Origin of the sequence: Cysteiniphilum sp. JM-1, assembly GCF_008711525.1 — a bacterium.
Lineage (GTDB): Bacteria > Pseudomonadota > Gammaproteobacteria > Francisellales > Francisellaceae > Caedibacter.
Window position 1 is genome coordinate 1 of the sequence record NZ_VXKS01000027.1, and the last position, 22,861, is coordinate 22,861.

23 protein-coding genes are annotated in these 22,861 nt (G+C 38.0%); 5 read left to right on the top strand and 18 right to left on the bottom strand.

Translation table 11 applies throughout. From position 1 onward, the window contains the following. Nucleotides 1-494: 494 nt before the first annotated feature. The 7 genes from F3D68_RS10120 to F3D68_RS10150 all read right to left on the bottom strand — a co-directional run bounded on the left by F3D68_RS10120 (nucleotide 495) and on the right by F3D68_RS10150 (nucleotide 5,745). Nucleotides 495-1,334: a transposase gene (locus F3D68_RS10120; protein ID WP_151194317.1), complete on the bottom strand. Its 840-nt coding sequence runs from the start codon at nucleotides 1,332-1,334 to the stop codon at nucleotides 495-497. Between the two features lie 237 nt (nucleotides 1,335-1,571). Beyond that, complete coding sequence (locus tag F3D68_RS10125; protein ID WP_151194319.1) at nucleotides 1,572-3,305, bottom strand: hypothetical protein; 1,734 nt, start codon at nucleotides 3,303-3,305, stop codon at nucleotides 1,572-1,574. 193 nt (nucleotides 3,306-3,498) lie between these two features. After that, nucleotides 3,499-3,885 (bottom strand): PD-(D/E)XK nuclease domain-containing protein, encoded by a 387-nt coding sequence (locus F3D68_RS10130; RefSeq protein WP_151194321.1) that lies wholly within the window; start codon nucleotides 3,883-3,885, stop codon nucleotides 3,499-3,501. 226 nt (nucleotides 3,886-4,111) lie between these two features. Then, nucleotides 4,112-4,372 carry a type II toxin-antitoxin system RelE/ParE family toxin gene (locus F3D68_RS11530; RefSeq protein ID WP_151194323.1) on the bottom strand — a complete coding sequence of 87 codons (261 nt, stop codon included), beginning with the start codon at nucleotides 4,370-4,372 and terminating at the stop codon, nucleotides 4,112-4,114. Then, nucleotides 4,350-4,595, bottom strand: coding sequence for a type II toxin-antitoxin system prevent-host-death family antitoxin (locus F3D68_RS10140; protein WP_151194324.1), 246 nt, complete (start codon nucleotides 4,593-4,595; stop codon nucleotides 4,350-4,352). The genes F3D68_RS11530 and F3D68_RS10140 overlap by 23 nt, the downstream gene beginning before the upstream one ends. Nucleotides 4,596-4,737: 142 nt before the next feature. After that, the gene (locus F3D68_RS10145) at nucleotides 4,738-5,355 is read right to left on the bottom strand and encodes a hypothetical protein (RefSeq protein ID WP_151194325.1); all 618 of its coding nucleotides are present in this window, start codon (nucleotides 5,353-5,355) and stop codon (nucleotides 4,738-4,740) included. 66 nt (nucleotides 5,356-5,421) lie between these two features. Then, the gene (locus F3D68_RS10150) at nucleotides 5,422-5,745 is read right to left on the bottom strand and encodes a hypothetical protein (protein ID WP_151194326.1); all 324 of its coding nucleotides are present in this window, start codon (nucleotides 5,743-5,745) and stop codon (nucleotides 5,422-5,424) included. Between the two features lie 338 nt (nucleotides 5,746-6,083). On the opposite strand from F3D68_RS10150, the gene F3D68_RS10155 reads away from it, so the two are divergent. Beyond that, nucleotides 6,084-7,244: a porin gene (locus F3D68_RS10155; protein ID WP_151194327.1), complete on the top strand. Its 1,161-nt coding sequence runs from the start codon at nucleotides 6,084-6,086 to the stop codon at nucleotides 7,242-7,244. 69 nt (nucleotides 7,245-7,313) lie between these two features. Here F3D68_RS10155 and F3D68_RS10160 read toward each other — a convergent pair whose 3' ends face one another. The 3 genes from F3D68_RS10160 to F3D68_RS10170 form a co-directional block, all read right to left on the bottom strand. After that, entirely contained in the window at nucleotides 7,314-7,592 is a 279-nt protein-coding gene (locus F3D68_RS10160; RefSeq protein ID WP_117001632.1) for a peptidylprolyl isomerase, read from the bottom strand. Nucleotides 7,593-7,720: 128 nt separating this feature from the next. After that, a complete protein-coding gene (locus tag F3D68_RS10165) occupies nucleotides 7,721-10,783 on the bottom strand; it encodes an efflux RND transporter permease subunit (RefSeq protein ID WP_151194328.1) in 3,063 nt (1,020 codons plus the stop codon). Continuing rightward, nucleotides 10,784-11,830 carry an efflux RND transporter periplasmic adaptor subunit gene (locus tag F3D68_RS10170; protein WP_151194329.1) on the bottom strand — a complete coding sequence of 349 codons (1,047 nt, stop codon included), beginning with the start codon at nucleotides 11,828-11,830 and terminating at the stop codon, nucleotides 10,784-10,786. 202 nt (nucleotides 11,831-12,032) lie between these two features. Here F3D68_RS10170 and folD point away from each other — a divergent pair, with 202 nt between their 5' ends. Both folD and F3D68_RS10180 read left to right on the top strand, forming a co-directional pair. Next, the gene (gene folD / locus F3D68_RS10175; protein ID WP_151194330.1) at nucleotides 12,033-12,890 is read left to right on the top strand and encodes a bifunctional methylenetetrahydrofolate dehydrogenase/methenyltetrahydrofolate cyclohydrolase FolD; all 858 of its coding nucleotides are present in this window, start codon (nucleotides 12,033-12,035) and stop codon (nucleotides 12,888-12,890) included. Between the two features lie 30 nt (nucleotides 12,891-12,920). Continuing rightward, on the top strand, nucleotides 12,921-13,493 hold the full coding sequence (locus F3D68_RS10180; RefSeq protein ID WP_151194331.1) for a tetratricopeptide repeat protein: 573 nt from the start codon (nucleotides 12,921-12,923) through the stop codon (nucleotides 13,491-13,493). Nucleotides 13,494-13,670: 177 nt separating this feature from the next. On the opposite strand, the gene F3D68_RS10185 is transcribed toward F3D68_RS10180, so the two are convergent. The 8 genes from F3D68_RS10185 to F3D68_RS10220 all read right to left on the bottom strand — a co-directional run bounded on the left by F3D68_RS10185 (nucleotide 13,671) and on the right by F3D68_RS10220 (nucleotide 20,908). Beyond that, the gene (locus F3D68_RS10185; RefSeq protein WP_151194332.1) at nucleotides 13,671-15,251 is read right to left on the bottom strand and encodes a peptide chain release factor 3; all 1,581 of its coding nucleotides are present in this window, start codon (nucleotides 15,249-15,251) and stop codon (nucleotides 13,671-13,673) included. A gap of 164 nt (nucleotides 15,252-15,415) precedes the next feature. Beyond that, complete coding sequence (locus tag F3D68_RS10190) at nucleotides 15,416-15,616, bottom strand: hypothetical protein (protein ID WP_117001638.1); 201 nt, start codon at nucleotides 15,614-15,616, stop codon at nucleotides 15,416-15,418. A 161-nt stretch (nucleotides 15,617-15,777) separates the two neighbouring features. Beyond that, nucleotides 15,778-16,383, bottom strand: a complete 606-nt coding sequence (locus tag F3D68_RS10195) for a tRNA-(ms[2]io[6]A)-hydroxylase (RefSeq protein WP_151194333.1) — start codon at nucleotides 16,381-16,383, stop codon at nucleotides 15,778-15,780. Nucleotides 16,384-16,614: 231 nt separating this feature from the next. Beyond that, complete coding sequence (gene purF, locus F3D68_RS10200; protein WP_151194334.1) at nucleotides 16,615-18,126, bottom strand: amidophosphoribosyltransferase; 1,512 nt, start codon at nucleotides 18,124-18,126, stop codon at nucleotides 16,615-16,617. A gap of 84 nt (nucleotides 18,127-18,210) precedes the next feature. Further along, on the bottom strand, nucleotides 18,211-19,608 hold the full coding sequence (locus F3D68_RS10205; protein WP_151194335.1) for an MFS transporter: 1,398 nt from the start codon (nucleotides 19,606-19,608) through the stop codon (nucleotides 18,211-18,213). Further along, nucleotides 19,605-20,066 (bottom strand): tRNA (uridine(34)/cytosine(34)/5-carboxymethylaminomethyluridine(34)-2'-O)-methyltransferase TrmL, encoded by a 462-nt coding sequence (trmL, locus tag F3D68_RS10210; protein WP_151194336.1) that lies wholly within the window; start codon nucleotides 20,064-20,066, stop codon nucleotides 19,605-19,607. The genes F3D68_RS10205 and trmL overlap by 4 nt, the downstream gene beginning before the upstream one ends. Nucleotides 20,067-20,316: 250 nt before the next feature. After that, a complete protein-coding gene (locus F3D68_RS10215; protein ID WP_191092796.1) occupies nucleotides 20,317-20,652 on the bottom strand; it encodes a hypothetical protein in 336 nt (111 codons plus the stop codon). Further along, entirely contained in the window at nucleotides 20,624-20,908 is a 285-nt protein-coding gene (locus F3D68_RS10220) for a BrnT family toxin (RefSeq protein WP_151194339.1), read from the bottom strand. The genes F3D68_RS10215 and F3D68_RS10220 overlap by 29 nt, the downstream gene beginning before the upstream one ends. A gap of 139 nt (nucleotides 20,909-21,047) precedes the next feature. On the opposite strand from F3D68_RS10220, the gene rbsK reads away from it, so the two are divergent. Both rbsK and F3D68_RS10230 read left to right on the top strand, forming a co-directional pair. Continuing rightward, on the top strand, nucleotides 21,048-21,959 hold the full coding sequence (gene rbsK, locus F3D68_RS10225; protein WP_151194338.1) for a ribokinase: 912 nt from the start codon (nucleotides 21,048-21,050) through the stop codon (nucleotides 21,957-21,959). Beyond that, on the top strand, nucleotides 21,956-22,708 hold the full coding sequence (locus F3D68_RS10230) for a Nif3-like dinuclear metal center hexameric protein (RefSeq protein WP_411955240.1): 753 nt from the start codon (nucleotides 21,956-21,958) through the stop codon (nucleotides 22,706-22,708). Before rbsK ends, F3D68_RS10230 begins: the two co-directional genes overlap by 4 nt. Nucleotides 22,709-22,861 lie beyond the last annotated feature (153 nt).

A 22,861-nucleotide genomic window follows, 5' to 3' on the forward strand; every position in this document is an offset into this window, starting at 1 on the left:
TGTTTTATCTCGCAATATTCAACGCATTGGTGAAATTGTGCAGAAAAAGCGACGTAAGCAAGAGGCCAGAAAAAAGCGAAAATTGAGTAAGGCTGCTTAGCAAATATCATTTAATTTAGGGTCAAAAAAACACGCAAGCAAGTTCTTGGGGATTTGACGTGGGTTTAATTTGATATTTTCAAGAAACTTTGGTTTGCTTTTAATCATTGAGTAATAGATTCATCAAAATGTGCTGGAAATAACAATGCTGAAGGTCAAATTTCAGCCTATCTGTTGCGCTGAAAATGTAAAATATCGCTATTTCCGTTCAGGCACTAACTACTAGTTTTTTTGCTATTTATTGAACTATTAGTTGATTGATGATTCAACTCTTCTGATAAATCTTTAGTGACGCAGAGTGACGGGGTCAGCAGCAGTGACGGGGTCCAGAGCAGTGACGGGGTCAGGGCTAATTTTCGTCGCAACTGTTTCAGCCACTATATAACAAAATCCGACTACTGACTGGTGCGCTTTAATGCCCGTCTGACTGTCGACTCACTAACACCAAAGTAACTTCCCACTTTTTGCAAAGTGTAACCTCCACTTAAGTAAGCATGCATCATTGCCTCATCACGCGATGGATACAGCTGTGCATAATATGATAATGGCTCCACTCTAGGGTGTTTTTGATTATTTGGAACTCCATTTAGCCTATTGATATTCAGCAACGCATGAGTTTGTGCTTGATTAATAAACTTATCAGTCCCTAAATAAATTTGATTTCTCACTTGTGACATTGGTTTTTTATTAAGACCAAATTGTACAAAAGATTGGTATTGCTGAAACGCCTGACTTCTATGCTCCGCAAAACAAGACAAAATCCAATCAATATACAAGCTCTCGTGCGCTTTTACCAAACCTGCAGTAGCACAATAACTACTCCAAATCCAATCTTTGGCTGACTGAGTCATTTTTGCTCTAACAGGATTTAACACAATATATCTTGCAAGCTCAAGCAAATAGCTTTCCTTTTCAACCAGAATTGCCTTAAATCGTCCCTGAAACAGATGGCCAATATGATGATGGCGCATATTATAATGATGTGTATAAACACCATTTAAATAATGCATCCCTTTTGATAGCGTTGGACTTACTGTTTCCACCAGTAAATGATAATGATTTGACATGAGACAATACGCATGACACAGCCAGTGATAGCGTTGACATACTTCCGATAAAATCTCTAAGAAATCCCACCTGTCCTCATCATCATAGTAAATATTTTCTCGGTTGTTACCCCTTGAGGTAATATGATACAACGCATGTTCATACTCAATGCGTAACTGTCTTGACATGCCATCATACCTTAAATTTTTCTGAGTGCTCTAACCTTAGGTATTGGAACGAAATATGTCAAATTAAGAACTCAAACAACTGAGAAAACAGTCATGTGACGAAAATTAGCCCTGACCCCGTCACCTGACCCCGTCACCTGACCCCGTCACCGCTGCCCCCGTCACCGCTGCCCCCGTCACCGCTGCGACCCCGTCATCCGTCATACTCTGACCCCGTCATCCTCTCTGGTCATCTTATTAGTTTTCGCTAATCATCTCACTTTTTTTGTTGTCTTCTATATTGGATTCTGCATATTGTTGAATATAATTATTATCATTATTACTACTAGAACGAGATTTGGATTCATTCGTACTTAGTAATTCATTATTTATTGATTCCTCATGCTTATTGAGTTGATGAGCATAAGATTGAATTCCTTCAGATACTAATTTAAGATTACAAACGATGGAATCTTTTTCACTTAAGCCTAAATCTTGACTTTCGCTTTGTAGCGCTTTAAGTTCACTCTCATACTTTGAAAGTTCCTCTAAGACCTTTAAAGATTCTGTTGTATTTTTTGCTGCTACTGCCTTTGTATAGTTAAATTGCAAATTTAATATTTTATTAGACGCTTTGGCACACTTTGTGTAAAAGTCATGTAAACTACTTTGCTTTTCGAGATTGTCTCTATTATCTTCAAGACTCTTTTGTTGAGATTCTAGGACATTAATGTTGTTGTTAATTAGACTCTTATTTTGCTGATAGTTTTTCAAAAGTTCGTCGTAAATTTTAGTGTTTTCTTGCAGTTCAATCTCTTTGTCAGCTAACTCATTACTGTTAAGCTTTATTTTTTTTATGTCCTCATTAATTCTATCAATGTTTTCTTTTTTCTCATGTATAGCAACTTTATCAAAGTTCTCTAAAGCAGATAAATCCTTCTTGTATTTATCATGATTAATCAGATTTTGTTTAAACTCCTCTTCAATTTCTAATAATTTCTGGGTATATGGATTATTGTCTTCAACTGGTGAAAAATTAATATTTTCCTGAGGGTTAGAATTAAGCTTTGCTTGATTTTTATTATACTTGTTTATTAGTTGATTATATTTATACTCTTTTTGCTTTTTCTTAGCATCAACATCATTAATTGTTATTGTTTTCTGAAAGATATTGGTTTCATCCATCTCTGTCACTAGATTCAAAGCTTTGCTCTTAGCCGACTCATCTAACTCTTTGTTAACATTTAATGCCTGAAGCTGTAATTCCATATAAGCTTTTACATCTTCAGCTAAATATTGATTAATTAACTTACTTCTAACCTTCTCAGGCAAATAGCTATTTTTCTCAGTTAGCTGTGCTTTTATTTCAGAAGTAATCTTACTGAATAAAGCTTTAAATTCTTCTATTTGATTTATACCTTTATCCTTGATAATTGCTGATAATTTGGCGTTTTTTAGACTGTCTGCATATTCTAAGTTTTTACCCCACATCATTTCCAATTGTTGCCATGTCTGATTTCTAATAAGCGATTGTTGTGCTTGTTCGTTATGTTTAGATATAAATTGGTAATCTTGTTTTTTATACCATTTACCATCTGTATTTCCGTTATAACCTTGCATATCTGAAAGTGAGATTCTTAATTTATCTAAATCTGAAGTGAAAACACCATAAGCATAGTTTTTAAGGTCTTGATCATTTGTGCTCAATTGCTCGGAGCGCTCTATAAAATCCATGGTAATAATTAGCTCAAATAGCTGCTCCTTAACCTGATCTTTAGTTAGCGCTTCCTTAACCTGATCTTTAGCTAGACTTGTAGCTCTACTAGAGATTGCTGGATTGAAAAGCTCATCACTAACAGTAAATTCTGAAATTATGCTTTTCTTATAAGTATTATAATCATTTGACAAATTATAGTAGTCTATAATTTCACTGTTAGTTAATTCGCCATTGTTAAATTTTTCATCAAATTGCTTTTGAGTAAGCTTTGGCATAATTGTTTCCTTTTTTTTATTTAAACTGAAATCCACCATTTAGGTTAATAAATTATTCAGAATTTCACTCCAAAAGACAAAGCCTCAAATATGTCACCTAAATCCCATAAAATAAAGGATATCTAAATGCACAAAGCAAATATCACATGTCAAAATTGACATATTTTTATTCATAAAAATACATTTTGATACATTAATTTGACACGCGTTCTAAGCAAAATCCATTGACAGCACGCGTGCGCTTATTGAATGATACACCCACTGCAAAAATAGGCAGCGTTAAATGTAAAAATTTCTCTTTATAATTTCTCGCTTGGATTTGATGTAATGCCGCGTGTGAAACATCTTTATCCAATGCCACCTTAAACTCAAAAATAAGGACTTTATTATTTGGGATCACCACAGAGATATCGATTCGCCCTAGCGCTGTTGCATCCTCTGCTGTCACGGCGTAACCCAGTGCGACAAAGTAGCTATAGATAACAGAGCAGTAATAGCCGTCATAATCTTGTAGTGGATTATTGCTATACCATTGATAGGGAATGGCAGCATAAAGTGCTTTATACCGCCTGCAAGTCATTTGACAGAATTTTGAATAATTAGATGCGTTGGTGACTACGATGATGAAATATTATTTTCGATCAAAAATTTTGTAAACCTCATCATCGTTTCTTTTTCCAACCACAGTTATATACCCATCACAAACCATTTTACAGAATTTTTTGCTTTGTATTTTGCGTGCTTTTGGCAAGTTGAATTTTGACAATAGTCCTAGCTATTACCTGCAATCCAACTTGCCAAAATCTTCACAAACTAACTTTACAATCAAACACCGTAAAATGATTTACGATGGGTATATAAAGTATTTCACTATCTGCCTTATAGATTATTCGATACTCACCTATATCTTTACGAAAAAAATCATTCGACCCTTTTAGTTTTATAATGTCATTTTGCTCAGGGTTTTTAGCTAGTCTAAATAGTTCTTTTACGATTTGTTTAAATTGTTTTGGTGGTATCTTATCAATAAATTTATCGGCTTGCTTACTTAGATTGATCAAGAGCATTTTTTAGCTTATCCATACTTTGTTCAACACCGATATACCCATCTCTTTCAGCTTCCAATGCTTTATTGAGCCAATATGAATCTTCAATAGATTGCAATCTCTCATATTCCTTTCTACTAATAAGCACGGCTTCATTTGATCGACGTTTGACAAAAACAGCTTTGTGCATTGCCTCTGTAAAATATTCACCTAAATGTGTTTTAAACTCTGTACTGCTTATCATGATTAAATAAACCTATTTGATTAATTTGACCAAATTATAGAGTAAATCACTTTGTAGTTCAAGACCTAAAAATACGTCATTTTAACCATGTGCTATACCGTTCGTGAATCATTTTGCAGGCGGTATATAGGAGGGTGTTCATTCAGGATAAACAGACTTTCTTACCATTCTCTAGATAGCAAATATCGCCACTTTGCAGGTTATTACTTGTCTTTGGTGCGTTGATGGTTTGATAAATTTTGGTACTTGTCGGTGCTTGATAGATAGTTTTGACATCATCTGGTAATAATTGCTCAGGCGAAACTATGATATAGCCAATATAGTCACGATGCTTTGCTACTGCATCAATTACTGCTTGTGCCGAATCTAACACTAATGGTGCATTAAAGCCCAAGGGAGATGAAAATTGCGCTTGTGCACGTGTGCGATTGATATAAGCAGCATTGACACCCAATGCATTATAAAATATAGCATTGATACTCATATTGGTTTGCTCAATTGTTGTCACATTAATATCATTAAGATGATTGTTATAAGTATATAAAGCGAGCAGTGATTGTGATGTTAGTTGATTTTCTGGAAAGGTTTTATTAGCAATTACCAGCAACTGAGCAAAGCAGCTATTGAATAATACTGCCGCTAAAAATATTATGATTAATACAAAGCGACTTGGCTGCAAAAATAAGCATTTAGCATGCTTTAGCACTGCTTGCCGATTCTCACCTTGATTAAAATAAACTCTATAAACTTGGTTTTGCATAAACTGATTATTGACTCTTTGTTATGTGACACGATCATATCTCAAGCGTCATTAAATGAATGTAAATTAAAATGCTGTTTTGACATAAAGATTAGATAAACACTTACTATGCCAAGGTCGAAATAGCACATTGTCACAACTGAGTTTTTCACTACGAATGGCACTTAAAATATCGATAGAGTAATGCTGTGAAGGCTCATAATCACTATATAGTTGTACATCAAAATAGCGACACCATTTACGTACCGTTGTTTCTTTGTAGCCAGTTAACTCAGCAACATCACGATACGTCATATTGCGATACGAAAAAATAGCCAATACTTGCTCTATTGGCTTATTATACTTTCTTGATACATAGTCCCTAAAACTATCCGCATATTGATTTGCCATATTAATGCTCCTGCTTTATCTAGATTACATAAATAACATAACTCGTATTTTCAACGAAACATCAATTATTACAATCTATAGATATTATCAGTTTGATATAAAGCACCCTTTTTTTGTATCTATTGTGCCTTGATAAAATCAAAAATACCCGTTCAAAGTAAGTGAGCTCACTAAGCTTCTGTCATTTATATTTCTTGCTTAAACACTTAGAAACAACGCAACTTGCTTAAATAAATAGCACAAAATGTATCATTTGATTATTTGATTTGCTTAGATTGAAATGATTTTATTGATATCTTGGCACTTGTTATCCAAAACAAGCAATCAAAGGTCATGAAATGAATTACAAAAAAACAAAAATATCACTACTAATCGCTATTAATACAATTGCTATAACATCTGTTTATGCACATACATTTAAGCTAGGGCAAGTGGGTGTCGATCTCAGTGGTTTTGCCTCGACAGGTATGACAGTAAGTAGTAGCACAACGCCTTATGCAATCCCAGGACATGGCACGGTTGATAATCATCCTAATTTTGCAACGCCATCGTTATTAGGTTTGCAATTATCTGCTGATTTAGGCAGTGGTTTTAGCGCCGTTGGTCAAGTAGTTGCCAATGGTGACAGTACAAATGGTCATAGTGCCTTTAATCTAACAACACCTTGGCTTTATCTTGCTTACAAAGTTAATTCCAATCTACGCGTTAGTGCTGGACGTATGCAGCTACCATCTTATCTTTATTCACAACAAATCGATGTTGGCTATAGTTATCCTTACGCTTTCTTGCCCAATGAAGTCTATCGTATTATTCCATTTTATTCATTCAACGGCATCAAAGCGGATTATACCTTTGATTTAAATCAAAATTGGCAGCTAACATTATCGCCATTTTACGGTCAAAACGATTTTAAATATGATGCGATGATGCGACTTAACCCAACATTACAAGATAAAATCACCTTAAATGCTAAAGCCTATAATCTGATTGGTTCCAGTATTGATTTGAATAATGGCAGCTTTAGTCTTCACGGCGCTTATATGTTTAGTAAAGTGGATGTCGGTGCCACGGTACAAAATAAAACCATCAATAGAAAAGGTATTAATGCACAATTCTTAAGTTTAGGTGCAAACTGGAATATCCACAACCTCATGCTAAGCACTGAAATAGCTTATCGTAAGGCTGATCCAATGGCATCTTTACTTGGTGAATATATCACCGTTGGTTATAGCACCCACAATTGGTTACCGTATATAAGCATTGCGAATTTACACACAACCAATAGCGACACACTCAACAATCCACAGAATTGGCCAACTGAAATTCCAGAAAATCAAACGACATTATCGATTGGTTTGAATCGCTATATTGCACAGAATATCGTCTTAAAAGGTGAATATAGCTACATCATGCCACATAACGGACAATCCGGATTATTCTATGGCATCCCTAACGGCAATGTTAGCATGCTAACACTATCTGCTAGTGTGGTATTTTAGGGCTTGCTCTGAATATTAAACACCCTATTGTCTAGATCATTTTGCAAGTAACGCTATAGAAAATAAAGATTATGAACGAGATGTGATTTCAACTAAATGATAACCAAATTGTGTTTTAACTGGTCCGTGAACTTTGCCAACTTCTTCAGAAAAAACCACTTTATCAAACTCAGGAACCATTTGACCTGGACCAAAAGAACCTAGATCACCGCCATTTCTACCTGAAGGGCATAGTGATTTTTCTGCTGCTGCTTTTGCAAAGTCTGTACCTGCTTCAATCTCTTTTTTTAAAGCTTCGCATTCTGCCTCTGTTTGAACGAGGATGTGACGTGCTGACGCTTGTTTCATATTGTTCTCCATATTGGTTTCTACTAATTAACACGCAGTGGAGTGTACCCAATCAATCATTAAAAAACAATGAAAAAGCGCACAAGTTGCAAACATATGAATTCAATCACATTTATACCCATCTCAAATCATTGTGCAGTATTTGCTATTGAGGAGATTTTTGATGATTTATTTGTGCTAATGGACTTTAATAATTGATATGCCACCGGCACAATAAACAACGAGAACAATGATCCTAATAACAATCCAGCAACAATAACCATACCGATTTGCTGACGGGCATGCTCACCTACCCCTGTACTTAATAATAATGGAATAGCACCTAAAATCATCGTTGCTGATGTCATCAAAATTGGGCGCAAACGTGTTGCAGCTCCTTTGATCACCGCTTCATTTAAGGAAGCACCTTTAGCTAATAACTCATTAGAGAACTGCACAATCAACACACCATGTTTTGATACCAACCCAATCAAGGTGATTAAGCCAATATCTGTATAGATATTTAGTGTCCCTCCAATAAGTTTAAGTCCAAGCAAAGCGCCAATCACACATAAAGGCACTGTCAATAAAATAATAAAGGGATCAATAAAACTCTCAAACAATGCAGCAAGCACCAAATAAATAAATAAAAGCCCCGCAATAAAGATAATAATCATACTGTTATTACCTTCAAGCATATCTTTGGCGTCCCCTTTGAATGCCAAACTTGTACCGGGTAATAGTTGTTCGGTAATTGCCTTGATTTGCTCGACCACCTGCCCCATTGAAGCATTTGGTTGTAAGTTAATATCCACTTCCATCGCATGCATTTGGTTATAAGTCGTCAAATAAGGAATTTTTACCACTGGTGAGATACTTACTAAGCGTCCTAACTGCACCCAACCACCTGAATCAGTTTTGATATATAAACGATTTAACACATTAAAACTCTTAAGATCTTTTTTTGGCAATTGTGCATAAATGGGGAAGCTCTCACCTCCGGTTTCATAATCACGCGATAACTGCCAACCCCCAAACATAATATTTAAGATCGTTTGGATATTAGCAGGATCAACGTCCAACAAAGCGGCATTGGTATAATTAATATTCATATCAAATTGTCCACTATTTACTGCAGTGCCAACACCTGCATGTGAAATGGTTGGCAATTTTTCAAGCATCGTGACCAAACTTCTGGCTTTCTTATAAAGTGTTTGATAATCATCCATACTCAATAAATACATTTGAATATCACCATCGCCTGATTGATTACGCCCTGATAATGGAAATACCCAACTGCTACCCTCTATGCCTTGAGTGTTTTTAATAATTCCATTTAATTCGCGCGCCACCTTGTAGGCATTGGTGACTTGATCTTCTCTTAAGATATTCATTGAAAACCCTGAGGTTTGACCACTTTGCGTATCAACAAAACCAAATGAGTGATCAAACACCTTACTAGGTAGTTTACTTTGAATCTCATCCAACTTTTGCATGATAAAATCTGAGCTTGCGTTACTTTGTCCGACAATATTCACACCAACCACGCCAATGGTATCATTAGGTTGCAGTGCTGTTGGCATCGAGCGAAACAAACCAACCCCTGCAATAATCAAAATCACAAAAATAGCGATGACCCAAAAGCGTACTTGTAATACGAAGTAGAGTGATTTTTTATATGCCTTTTCACAGTTTGCAAACAATTTGGTGACAAACTTTTCATAGCGACTTTCTTTTGCTTTACCCAAAGTATGTGCACACATGGTCGGTGACAAGGTCAACGCGACAAAGCCTGAAATTAAAACACTCGCAGCTAAAGTAAAAGCAAATTCACGAAAGAAAACGGCTGATTTATCATTCATAAATGCAATCGGGATATAAACAGCAACTAGCGTAATCGTCATACCAATAATCGCAAAGCCAATTTCTTTACTGCCTAAAATTGCTGCATCAAACGCATTATAGCCCTTTTGCATGTAACGATAGCAGTTCTCAAGGACAACGATCGCATCATCAACCACCAGCCCCACGGCTAGCACAATAGCAAGTAATGTCATCATATTGATACTAAAACCTAGCGGCCAGATAATCACAAACACGCCAATCAAACATACCGGCAAGGTGACAATGGGCACCAATGCCGCTCTAAAGCGCCCTAAAAACAATAAAGAAATCAATGATACCAAGATAATGGCTTCAATAATTGTCTTAATAACTTCATATAAAGAGGCTTTCAATGAGGTTGCCACATTAAAGAGCACACTGGCTTTCATGCCCGGCGGTAATGAACCTTGCATTTGTTTAACAGCCTTTTCAACGGCATTGGCAACATCAATCGGGTTAGCATCACTGGTTTGAGAGACATTAACCACAACACCAGGCTTACCATCAATAATACTGATTGAGCCGTTGGCAAGTGATAAATTACCTAAGTATATCTTGGCAATTTGTTTTAAATAAATCAGCTTGCCATTATGTTTCGCAATGATTAGGTTTTCAAATTTACTGATACTATCTAATGCGCTATCAACATTAATCGTATAGGTATTGTTATTGGTAATCAGCTGTCCTGCTGAGACATTACGATTAAGCTGCTCTAGTTTATTAACAACATCAATGGCTGAAATTTTTAAAATCGCCATTGCCTTGGGATCAAGCTCTATACGTAGTGCTGAGCCTTCAGAATAAACTTGCACATCACCAACGCCTGGAATCTGTGCTAATTGCTTGGTGATCGTATCATTGATATAGGATGTTAAGCTTTCCGTTGAGCGATTGCTATCTTGAAAACCAATAAGCATGACTTGCGAGCCATCACCACGTTGTTTAATCTGCGGTGTTTGCGCATTTTGCGGCAAATTGACACCTGCAATGTCACGCATTACCTCAGATTGCGCGGTAATGAATTTCTCTTGATCAATATTGCCAAAGTTCAATTTAATCTGACTTTGATCTTGCATTGAGGTCGCTTCGATGTAGCTTAGATTCTCCGTCCCTGAAATTGCGGCAACAAGCTGTTGCGTGACATCTTTTTGCACCACATCAGCACTTGCCCCTGGATAATTGGTTTGAATCATCAGTACTGGCTTAAACACCGTAGGTTCAAATTGCAACTTAACATAACTAAAACTTAACAAACCACATAATACCAATATCGCATTAAGTACAAACGACAGTACGGGGCGTTTAATACAAATCTCAGGCAGCTTCATTTATTTCTCCACCTTAACGGCAACACCATCGGAAATATTACCCTCGGCAGATACGATTACCTCTTGCCCTTTGCTTAAGCCCTCTAAAATACTGACATAACCTTTATCGATTTGCCCAATTTGCACAGACACCATTTTGGCTTTACCCTCAACAATCACATAGACGATAAAACCACCACTTTGCGCACTTAATGCACTTTCTGGCACCGCTAATACCATATTATTTTCTTTGATAATTTGTGAGACATAAGCACTCATACCAGGACTTAACAGGTTATCCGTATTTTTAAAAATAGCACGTGCCGTAAAGGTCAGGTTATCATCTGAAACATCTGGCGATATATAATCCACCTTGGCATGAAAGACCTGTCCTGGAAATGCATCGACTTTAAAATCAACCGTTTGCCCAAGCTTAATACTACTGGCATAGGATTCCGGTAATGCATATTGCAGTTGTAGATTCTCCTTATCCACTAAGGATACCAAAGTGTCTCCTGCTGAGACATAACTGCCTTTGGCTAAAGTCGTTAATGTCAAATAACCGCTAAAAGGTGCAACAATTTTAGTGTTTGATAGCTGGTATAATGCCGTATCATATTGCGCTTTTGTTTGCATATAGCTTGCCTTGGCATTATCTAATTCACTTTGCGACACGGCATTATTTTCCTTATATAAGGTTTCTGTACGTTTATATTGCGCTTCTGATTTTGTAAAATCAGCCAATGCAGAGCTCACATCCGCCATTTGCTTGGTGTCATCCAAAGTCATCAATAATTGCCCTTCTTTGACATATTGACCACTGACGAAGTCAATACTGCTAACAATCCCTGCAATCTGCGCTTTAAGTGTCACCGTATTTGGCGCAACCAGTAGACCGGTGCCTTTGGCTGATAGCGGAATATTGCGCTCATTAACCGTTGCCATCATTACCCCTGTTGGCTCAACGTGAAAGCTCATCTCTTTCTTAGCGGTTGCTAAAAACAAAAAATAAATAACGATTAATAACAAAATTGCCGTAATAATTCCAAAAATAATATGTTTTTTCATCCATCAAAACCAATGATATAAAGCACTATTGCTTAAACTAGACGATCTTTTGGTACGATTCAAGAACATTAACAAATGTTGTTTAAAATAACACGTGAATTGTCTATCATGTACTACCAATTTAAGCCTATAAAAAATAGTAAAGTAGAAAAAGTAGAAAAAGTAGAAAAAGTAGAAAAAGTAGAAAACAGGAACCTATGCTATGGCACAAATTATTGACGGCAAAAAAAAAGCGCAAGAAATCAGATTAAAAATCAAATCACAAGTTGATCAACTAAAAGAGCAAAACAAACGTATCCCAGGGCTTGCGGTAATTATTGTTGGCAATAACCCTGCCTCGCAAATTTATGTTAACAACAAGCGTAAAGCCTGCGAAGAGGTTGGCTTCTTATCTTTAAACTATGATCTTAATGAAGACGTTAGCAATGATGAGCTACTCAACCTCATTAATAAACTCAATAACGATCCAACGATTGATGGCATATTGGTGCAATTGCCACTGCCTCAGCACATCAACGCTGAGAAGGTGCTTGAGGCCATTCTCCCTGATAAAGATGTTGATGGTTTTCATCCATATAATATTGGCAAATTGATGCAGCGCAATCCCCTGTTGCGCCCCTGCACGCCCAAAGGGGTGATGACATTACTTGAATCTGTGATTGATAACTTTAAAGGCAAACACGCGGTTATCGTTGGCGCTTCAAATATCGTTGGGCGCCCGATGCTAATGGAGCTTTTGTTAGCGGGTTCGACGGTCACTACATGTCACCGTTTTACCAACGATCTAGCTGAACACTTATCACGTGCTGATATTGTAGTTGCCGCCGTTGGCAAACCGCACTTTATCAACGGGTCTTGGCTAAAAAAAGGTGCTGTGGTCATTGATGTTGGTATCAATCGATTGGATGATGGTAGTATTGTTGGGGATGTTGATTTTGACAGTGCCTTGGAAAATGCCGCTTTTATCACCCCAGTCCCGGGTGGTGTTGGACCTATGACCATTGCCACTTTATTAGAAAATACGTTATTCGCTTGTGAGTATTTACATAGCAAGGCATAATGTTTCGCGAGAAGTTTGGAGCGAACATACATGAAGCTTATTAAAAATCATCTTTCAATTTGGGTCGGTGCCATCATTGCCCTATTGGCTATTACTCTAGGCACAACGGCACTCTATCATAATAACGCACACGCTATTATCAGCAGCAAATTAGAAAATACAGCTAAGGTTAGTAATGATAAGCCCGAAAAAGCTAAAGACACCTCAGATAATGAGCCTATCAATTACACGCGACTAAGTCCAAAAGCTGCCTATGATAAAGGGGTTGAATACAGCAAACAAATCAGTAAGTCAGGTGGCAATAATATCGATAAAGCAGTTGATTACATTCAGTACTCAGCTGCCACAGGATATGCTGAAGCGCAATTTAAGCTTGGATTAATGTATTTTCAAGGATTAGGCGTGCAATCAAACCCTGCTGTCGGCTTTTACTGGATTGAAAAAGCGGCTAAAAACGACTATGCCGAAGCTCAAATTTATTTGGCGTATATGTATAAAAAAGGCATTGGCGTGTCAACTAATCTCTTTAAATCAAACTACTGGTTACGCCAAGCACGCGCTAATGGTATTGATCTGAGTTTAGATGCATTACCATTTTTCTAAGCGCTTAAGCTATTGGCAGTTTGTAAATTTTTTGTAAATATTTACAAAAACACCTTTTCATCATGCAAAAACCCTAGTATAGTGGCGCTCTCTTTCGACGGGTCGCTAGCATCAACTTCCTCCCTCCTCCCTCCTTGAATAGATCTAGTGGTTCGTCGATTGCTTGTTTTCCCTTTCTTAGTGCTCTCTTGTAGCCAGAAATTGAATATCTGGATTGCGCTCTTGTGCCATCTGCAGATTAACACGGGTCGTTGCCAAGTAAGTCAAATGATCACCACCATCTAATGCTAAGTTATCTGCATATTTATTTCTAAATTGCTCCAGTTTTTTCTTGTCATTTGCCTCTATCCAACGCGATGCGACAACATTGACCTGCTCATAACTGCATTTAACGCCATATTCGTTTTCCAAGCGATGGGCGACAACATCAAACTGTAGTACACCAATCGCGCCAAGAATCAGGTCATTATTATTCAACGGTCTAAATACTTGAGTTGCACCTTCTTCAGATAATTGAATTAAGCCTTTCAAAAGCGCTTTCATCTTCAATGGATCGTTTAAACGCACACGTCGAAAAAGCTCAGGGGCAAAGTTAGGAACACCCGTGAATTTAAGGATTTCGCCTTGGGTAAAAGTATCACCAATTTGAATCGTACCATGATTATGCAAGCCAATAATATCCCCTGGATAGGCTTCCTCTAGGGATTCACGCTCACCAGCGACAAAAGTTAATGCATTAGAGATTTGCACCTGCTTGTTAATACGCACATGCTGCAATTTCATGCCTTTTGTATATTTTCCCGAACAAATTCTAAAAAATGCCATACGATCACGATGTTGCGGATCCATATTTGCTTGGATTTTAAAGACAAAGCCAGTTAATGGTTCTTCATCTGCCACTACTTCACGCACATCAGTCGTCCTTGGTGTTGGTGATGGCGCACATTCGGTAAAGGTGTCTAACATCTCTTTAATACCAAAGTTACTCAATGCCGTACCAAAAAACACAGGGGTTAGCTCACCGCGGCGATATTTCTCAAGATCAAACTCGTGACTGGCGCCCTTAACAAGCTCAACCTGTTCTCTTAGCTCATCTGCCAAATATCCAATTTTTGCATCAAGTTCGCTATTATCTAACCCTTTGATTACTTTATAGTTATGAATATGGTGACCGTGACCAGTTTCAAATAAAATCACCTCATCCTTATATAGATGATAAACTCCTTTAAACTCCTTACCTGAAGCAATTGGCCAAGTCATCGGTGCACATTGAATATTAAGCACATCTTCAACCTCGTCCATCAACTCCATTGGATCACGTGTATCACGATCAAACTTATTGATAAAGGTGATGATTGGTGTTGTTCTTAAGCGGCACACTTCCATCAATTTAATGGTACGCGCCTCAACCCCTTTAACGCCATCGATAACCATCAAGGCTGAGTCAACTGCGGTTAATGTGCGATAGGTATCTTCTGAGAAATCCTCATGTCCTGGAGTATCCAAAAGATTAACCACACAATCATTATAGGGAAACTGCATCACCGATGTGGTAACCGAAATACCGCGTTGCTTCTCAAGCTCCATCCAGTCAGAGGTCGCATGACGACCTGATTTTTTACCCTTTACCGTACCTGCTAATTGAATCAAATTTCCAAATAACAACATCTTTTCGGTTAACGTAGTTTTCCCAGCATCCGGATGCGAAATAATCGCAAATGTGCGTCGCTTATTTAGCGCCTGTAGAAATTCAGACATCATTTTTCCTCAAAAAAATCAAAATTAAAAACACTTTGCCCTTGCAAAGGGCAAAGCCTACCTGTTTTACTGATAAATGTAAAAACTTTATGAAAAAATAATGCTTTAAAAACTACATTGGCAACTCGATTTTTCTTATACTTATCGGCAGATAATATTCTAACTTAGCGTTTATGTTCAATAATTTTATCCACTTCTGTAAAACTTATTTTCTTAACACCAAAGGGCATATCGATCATCACATGCTCAGCAGAGATATGCTTAAGCACCCCGACATAACGAATATTATGTGATTTAACCGTCACAATGCTTTGTTTATTATACATATCAAACAACCATCGCTTGGTTTTATCATTTATTTGCATGATTGTCTCCTCCATACACAAGATATCAATATCGTACTGATACCCCATAAGCTTGAATCCAAACTTACTTTTTTTCTCTCTTAATCTTGGTAATGATAGATAGGAACTGACTAAAATACAATATTCAAAAAAGCAACTTTAGCCGAAAAAAACCATGGGTCTTAAACTCCACTATGGAAACGAAACTCAGCATCAGGTGACTCTATCAAGTGCTTCTCTACTGTAGCAAAGCGCTTAATATGGTGCTCGATATCCTCTGTGGCAAATTGTTGTGCAAATTTAAGATAAATAGTGAAATGACGCTGCTCTGATGCTAATAATCCCAAATAAAATTTCTCTAGCTCTTCATCTAAAAAAGGCGCAATAGCACCAAAGCGCTCACACGACCGTGCTTCGATAAAGGCACCAATAATAAGTGTGTCAACAAGTCGCCCTTCTTCTGATGTACGCACATGCTTTTTTAACTCTTTAACATAGCGCGACTCTGATAGTAGACGATATTCAATATTGCGTTTTTTAAGGATGCCTAGCACCTGTTCAAAGTGCACTAGCTCTTCGCGGGCAATTTTTGACATTCTAAGCAAAAGCTCTGGATGCTCAGTTGATTTGCGATACATAAAGCTAATGGCAGCAGATGCTGCCTTTTTCTCACAATGCGCATGATCTAACAATAGGATATCAATCGAGTTGAGTGCTTTATCTACCCATGCTTTGGGTGTTTTACATGGCAAAAATGTATCAATCGTTGCCTGATTAAAATAATTCATTCTAAAAACTTATACTATCATTCTGTTTTAATTCTAGGCTTATAACCCCTTCGACTTACGCTCAGGGAACCACTCATATAAGTACCTAAACAATGGCTTATTGGTAATAATGGATATTCGGGTCAAGCCCGAATATGACGATTCACTGTCATTCTTGGACTTGATCCGAGAATCCAAAAAAATACCTGATAATATTTGCATGGCTACTTAATTGTTAGACATAACCTCATTTTATTCTTGATTGTGCATATCAACGGCACCTAGTTTTGGTGCCGTATTTTCCGCTTGTTGTTTGCGATGATTTAACAATGCTGCAAAATAACTATCATCAATTCCACCGGTAACATACTTGCCATCAAACACTGAGGTATCAAAATGCTGCAAGTGTGGTGCTTGTTTGCGCACAGCGGCAACTAGATCATCGGTCGTTAGATAAAATAAATGATCCACACCAATCCACTGACGAATTTCATCAATACTGCGATTGTGCCCAATAAGCTCATCATGCGTTGGCATATCGATGCCATAAACATTAGGGTATTTAACCATCGGTGCTGTGGATACGATTGAGACTTTTCGTGCCCCTGCTTTTCTTGCCATCTCAACAATCAACTTTGAGGTGTTACCGCGCACAATAGAATCATCAACCAACAGCACATGCTTACCTTTAAACTCATGATCAATCGTATTGAGCTTCTTGCGAATAGATTTCTGACGCGCTGCTTGATTGGGCATGATAAAAGTGCGCCCAACATAGCGATTTTTGACAAAACCTTCACGATATGGCACATCCAAAACACGTGACAATGGCAATGCCGCATGGCGCCCTGAATCAGGCACAGGGATCACCACATCGATATCATACTCTGTCAATTCAGCTAAGATGTTCTTTCCAGCAATGCGTCCCATTTCTAAGCGGGCACTGTAAACAGACGCACCATCAATCACAGAATCAGGGCGCGCTAAATAAACATATTCAAAAATGCAAGGTGATAAGCTCGCGTTAGAGGCACATACTTTACGCGTGAGTTCCCCATCAAGAGAGATAAAAATCGCCTCACCAGCGCCCAGATCACCAATCACTTCATAACCATCACAATCTAATGCAACGGTTTCAGAAGCGACCATATATTCTTTTTTGCCATTGACTTCTTTTACACCCAACACCAAAGGACGAATGCCATGCGGATCACGAAAGGCAAACAAACCAGCCCCGGCGATCACACCAACAACGGCATAGCCACCAATACAGCGCTGATAAAGCTTAGCTAATGCGTTAAAAAAAATATCCGTTGAAAAATTAGTGAGTGACACTTCGGCTTTGTGCAGCTCTGAGGCTAATACATTAAGTAAAAGCTCCGAGTCCGAGCTTGTGTTAATATGGCGAAAATCATGCTCCAACAATTCTTTACGAATTTGCGTGGTATTAATCAAGTTCCCATTATGCGCTAAGGCAATGCCATAAGGTGAGTTGACATAAAAAGGTTGCGATTCAAAAACGCTATCTGACCCTGCGGTTGGATAGCGCACATGACCAATGCCTAAATTGCCTTGTAAGCGCTCCATGTGACGTGTGCGAATCGCTTCAACGACAAGCCCTTTGTCTTTGCGTAGCGACATATGATAACCATCACAGGTCAAAATCCCTGCAGCATCTTGTCCACGATGCTGCAACATCGTCAATGCATCAAACAACTTTTGATTTGCAGGCTCATGCCCAATAATCCCAACAACACCGCACATAGTTCTCAATCTTCTTGCTGTTTTAAGACCGAGCTATTCTATACTAGTGATATACCCATCGCAAATGATTTTGCGGTGAGTATGCTACGTTAATTGAATACCACTTAAACGATGCGTTTGCTGACAAAAAAACAAATAAATAGCCGTCATAAACATGCCTAGCGCACAAAAAATCATGACATAACTAAACGCATGAAGCGTAATCGTAGAATGAGCACTAAGCTCAAACACATTGGAAAATGTTGCTAACAAGGTTGCCACCCATGCAACCGCAAAGGCACTTGATAGCTGAATAACCGCACTCATAATGACACTACTAACACCAACCTCATCATCACTCACTGTGCTATAAATACTGGAGTTAGTCACCATCGTAAAACAACCAAATGAAGCACCAATAACTGCTAACAAGCCTAAATACAGTACAAAATCAAAATGACTAAATAACCACGCTAACCCTAGATAGCTTAAACACATAAGACCAATGATAATAAGCATATAACGATATAGTCCAAGCGCTTTCAAAATCGGCTTGACCACACGCTTAACAAGCCATGCTGGGATCATAAACGCCATAAAAGCAAGCCCTGCCTCAAAGGCACTAAAACCATGATGAATCTGCAAATACAATGGCAGCATAAACATGAGTCCCATCGTTGATAAGCGCACCATAACACTGACTAACACTAACGCATTAAAGCTTTGATGACGAAAAATATTAAGATTCACAATCGCGCCTTGCTGTTTATATCGCGCATAGATCAAATACAACAGCAATAACACAATAGCAAAGATTAAAACCACGCCTTTTAGGATATTTGAGATCGAATGATCGATAACGGTATCTAATACAAACATAAAAAATGCGATCGCCATACCAAGCAAGATAAATCCCAGATAATCAAACCCAAAATCTTGTTTTTTGCCATCGATTTTAGGGATAAATCGCCAAGCAAGTACTAGTGCAAATAAGCCAATAGGTACATTGATAAAGAAAATATAACGCCAATTAAGGTAAGTAGTAATCCCGCCACCAATCAAAGGGCCAAGCATAGGTCCTATGGTTAAAATACTCCCCATAATCGTCATTGCATATAACAGATTTTTCTTATAGACACGCACCAGTATCATCCGTGCTACCGGCATCGTAAATGCACCAAAAAAACCTTGTAATGCACGAAATACTACAAGCATTGGTAAATTAGTCGATAAGCCACAAAGTACAGACGATAGAATAAACCCTATAGCTGAGGTGAGTAATATTTTCTTTGTGCCAAAACGCTCAGCCACCCATGTTGATGCTGGCACAAACAGACCCAAAGTTAACAAATAAACGGTAATAGCAACTTTTAAACTAATCGGATTAACATCAAATGACGCCGCCATTTGTGGCAAGGAGGTATTTAACGCACTGCCATCAACGAGCTCCATGAGCATAACAATAGCCACTGCATACGCCACAAAAGGCTTTTGATCGCTCATAGTGCGCCTTCAAATCCTAATTGTCGCCATGCTTCAAACAGCATAATTGCCGTAGCATTAGATAGGTTTAAACTGCGACTATTTGCTAGCATCGGCAATTTGATTTGCGTTTGACTCAATTGATCTCTGACTTCTTGCGGCAGTCCTCGACTTTCAGGTCCCAAAAGTAAGATATCATCTTTTTGAAACTCAACTTGATGATAGTATTGATTGGCTTTTGTTGTACATGCCCATATTCGTTTATCAGCATGTGCTTCAACAAAACGTTGAAAATTCTTGTATCTAAGCACTGCGGCAAACTCATGGTAATCTAATCCAGCACGACGCAACTTTTTATCATCCAGATCAAAACCCAACGGTTCAATCAAATGAAGCTTTGCCCCAGTATTGGCGCACAAACGAATAATATTTCCAGTATTAGGCGGAATCTCAGGCTCATATAGCGCAATATGAATCATTTCATCAAAACTCTAGAGATGCATTGCGCAGTATTGTATACCAGACACAGGACTTTTGCAGGCTTTACATGCTCTAAGCAATGATATAATTAGCCATGTAAATATTATCAGGTGTTTTTTTGGATTCTCGGATCAAGTCCGAGAATGAGAGTGATCCGTCATATTCTGGCTTGACCCGAATATCCATTACTATCAATAAACCATTGTTTAGGCACTTACCGTTCATAAATGAAGGGAGTAATTAAAATCATCAATGCCTTAATTGCTTGAGATCTTTAGTATGCGCTTTTGCATAAGCATCCAAAACATCACGCATGAGTTTTTGATAGCCTGCTCTTTCTCTATCACCATGAATTGCCTTAGCAAGTTTAATGAAAAATTCTTTACTCTCTTTGCTAATATTCAAGGAAACTCTTTCTAGCTCATTCGCTGCCATCAGCTGTTTAGGTGTAGGCAGAAAATCGTCTATTAACATAAACTCCATAGGCTCATCACTGTAACTTATCGCCACCTTATTTTCTGCGGTTCTTTTATTTTTCGCACTCTCTTTAATAGACTCATTTTTTGTTTTTTTCATGTTTTTCATATGCTTTTTTACCTTTTCTCCAGTAACCTGCACCAAATATTCTTATTACGTCTTCCCTAAATGTAAACCTAACAGTCAAGATACCGCCAGTTTCCACCCTGCCAATACAGTAATATCTATCTTCAATTACACTATGCTCAACATCTTTAGCAATAAGACGTTGTTCATCATAAAAAGCTTGTTTAGCAACTGTAAAACTAACGCCATGTTTTTCCAGATTCAATTGCTCTTTAACACTGTCCCAATCAAATTTCATCACAAACCATCTAGTCACCTTATAATGATGATTATAATGCACTTAGTTTTGATTTCAAGAAAATAGATTTACTCATTTAAAATATGATACGATAGCCAAGTTTTATATATTTTGATAACAAAAGTTAAGGATAGTAATTATGACAATAATGGTCATTGGTAGTGCCAATATGGATCTGATTATACAGGTTGAACACATTCCAAGCCCTGGAGAGACAATTTTAGGTGGACAATTTTTAACAGCCTCAGGTGGCAAGGGTGCTAATCAAGCGGTTGCAAGCGCGCGCCTAGGTAGTGATGTGTGCTTTGTCTCTTGTGTCGGTGAGGATAGCTTCGGCGAAACACTTATCAATAATTACCGCAAAGATAATATTAATATCAAACATATCAAGCGCAGCTCTGAACCCTCTGGTGTTGCGATGATTTATGTTGCCCAAAATGGCGAGAACTCGATTGCTGTTGCCCCTGGCGCTAACGCTTTATTAATACCTCAAGATTTAGATAAACTCACCGCGCAATTTGCGCATAGTGACATTGTCCTGACACAATTAGAAACCCCCATTGAAACCATTATGCGTGCTAGTGAATTAGCCAAAAGTAATCAGTGCTTATTTGTACTTAATCCAGCACCTGTGCAAAGCTTACCTGATAACCTTTACCCACTGATTGATATCATCACACCTAATGAAACAGAAGCCGCACTCTTAACGGGCATTGAAGTTACAGATGAGTCATCAGCACTTATGGCTGCCAAAGTGCTCTTTAATCGTGGCGTTGGTAACGTTATTATTACCATGGGCGCACAGGGTGCTTTCTTCTATGATGGCAATACTGCAAAGCTTATTCCAACACACAAAGTAGCTGCCATTGATACTACGGCAGCAGGGGATACTTTTAATGGCGCTTTGGTTAGTGCACTTGCTCAAAATAATACCTTGCTAGAGGCTATTGCATTTGCTAACAAAGCAGCAGCGCTCTCCGTCACCAAACTAGGTGCGCAAAGCTCTATTCCTTATCTTGATGAAATCACACACTCAACGAGTCACATATGATTGATCAAAAAGAGCTTAAAGCATATCTCAATCAACTATTAAATGTTGATACGATCAAGGATTATTGCCCTAATGGCCTACAAGTTGAGGGCATGAAAAGTATTCACACCATTGTTACAGGTGTTAGTGCCAGCCTTGAGCTAATAGAAGCCGCTATTTCAAAGAAGGCAGATGCCATTCTTGTGCATCATGGCTATTTTTGGAAAGGCGAGAACCAAACCATTGCCGGTATAAAATACCAACGCATCAAAGCACTGATCAAGCATGATATCAATTTGTTTGCGTATCATTTGCCACTTGATGTTCATCCAACACTGGGCAATAACGCACAATTAGCTCAACTTCTAGGTCTTAATGTGAGCGCTGAATTTGACACGGGCACCACACCAAATTATGGAATTATCTGTGATCATCACACGACATTAACAGATCTTACAAAGCTTATTACTTATAAATTGAAACGCATACCACTTATTGTGGGGAACATGAAGCAAGAAATTCAAAAGATAGCGATTTGCACTGGTGGTGCGCAAGATTTTATTGAACACGCCTATCATGCTGGTGCCGATGTTTATATCTCAGGTGAGATCTCTGAACGCACTACCTTAATCGCACGTGAGTTAGGTATCACCTATATCGCTGCAGGTCACCATGCCACCGAACGCTATGGTATTAAAGCCCTTGGTCAGCATCTTGCTAAGCACTTTGACTTAACCCACCACTTTATTGATATTGATAACCCAGTTTAAGTCATTTGCTTCTTTTACTTTTTTTACTTTTTTTGTAACTACCCAGCAGCTTGTTAATTGAACTGTGGGATTTTGCCATTAAAGACATCCGCAATGGTATCAATAACCTTCCAACCCTGTTTGCGAGCAGTCGATAATAATGTGCGAATACGC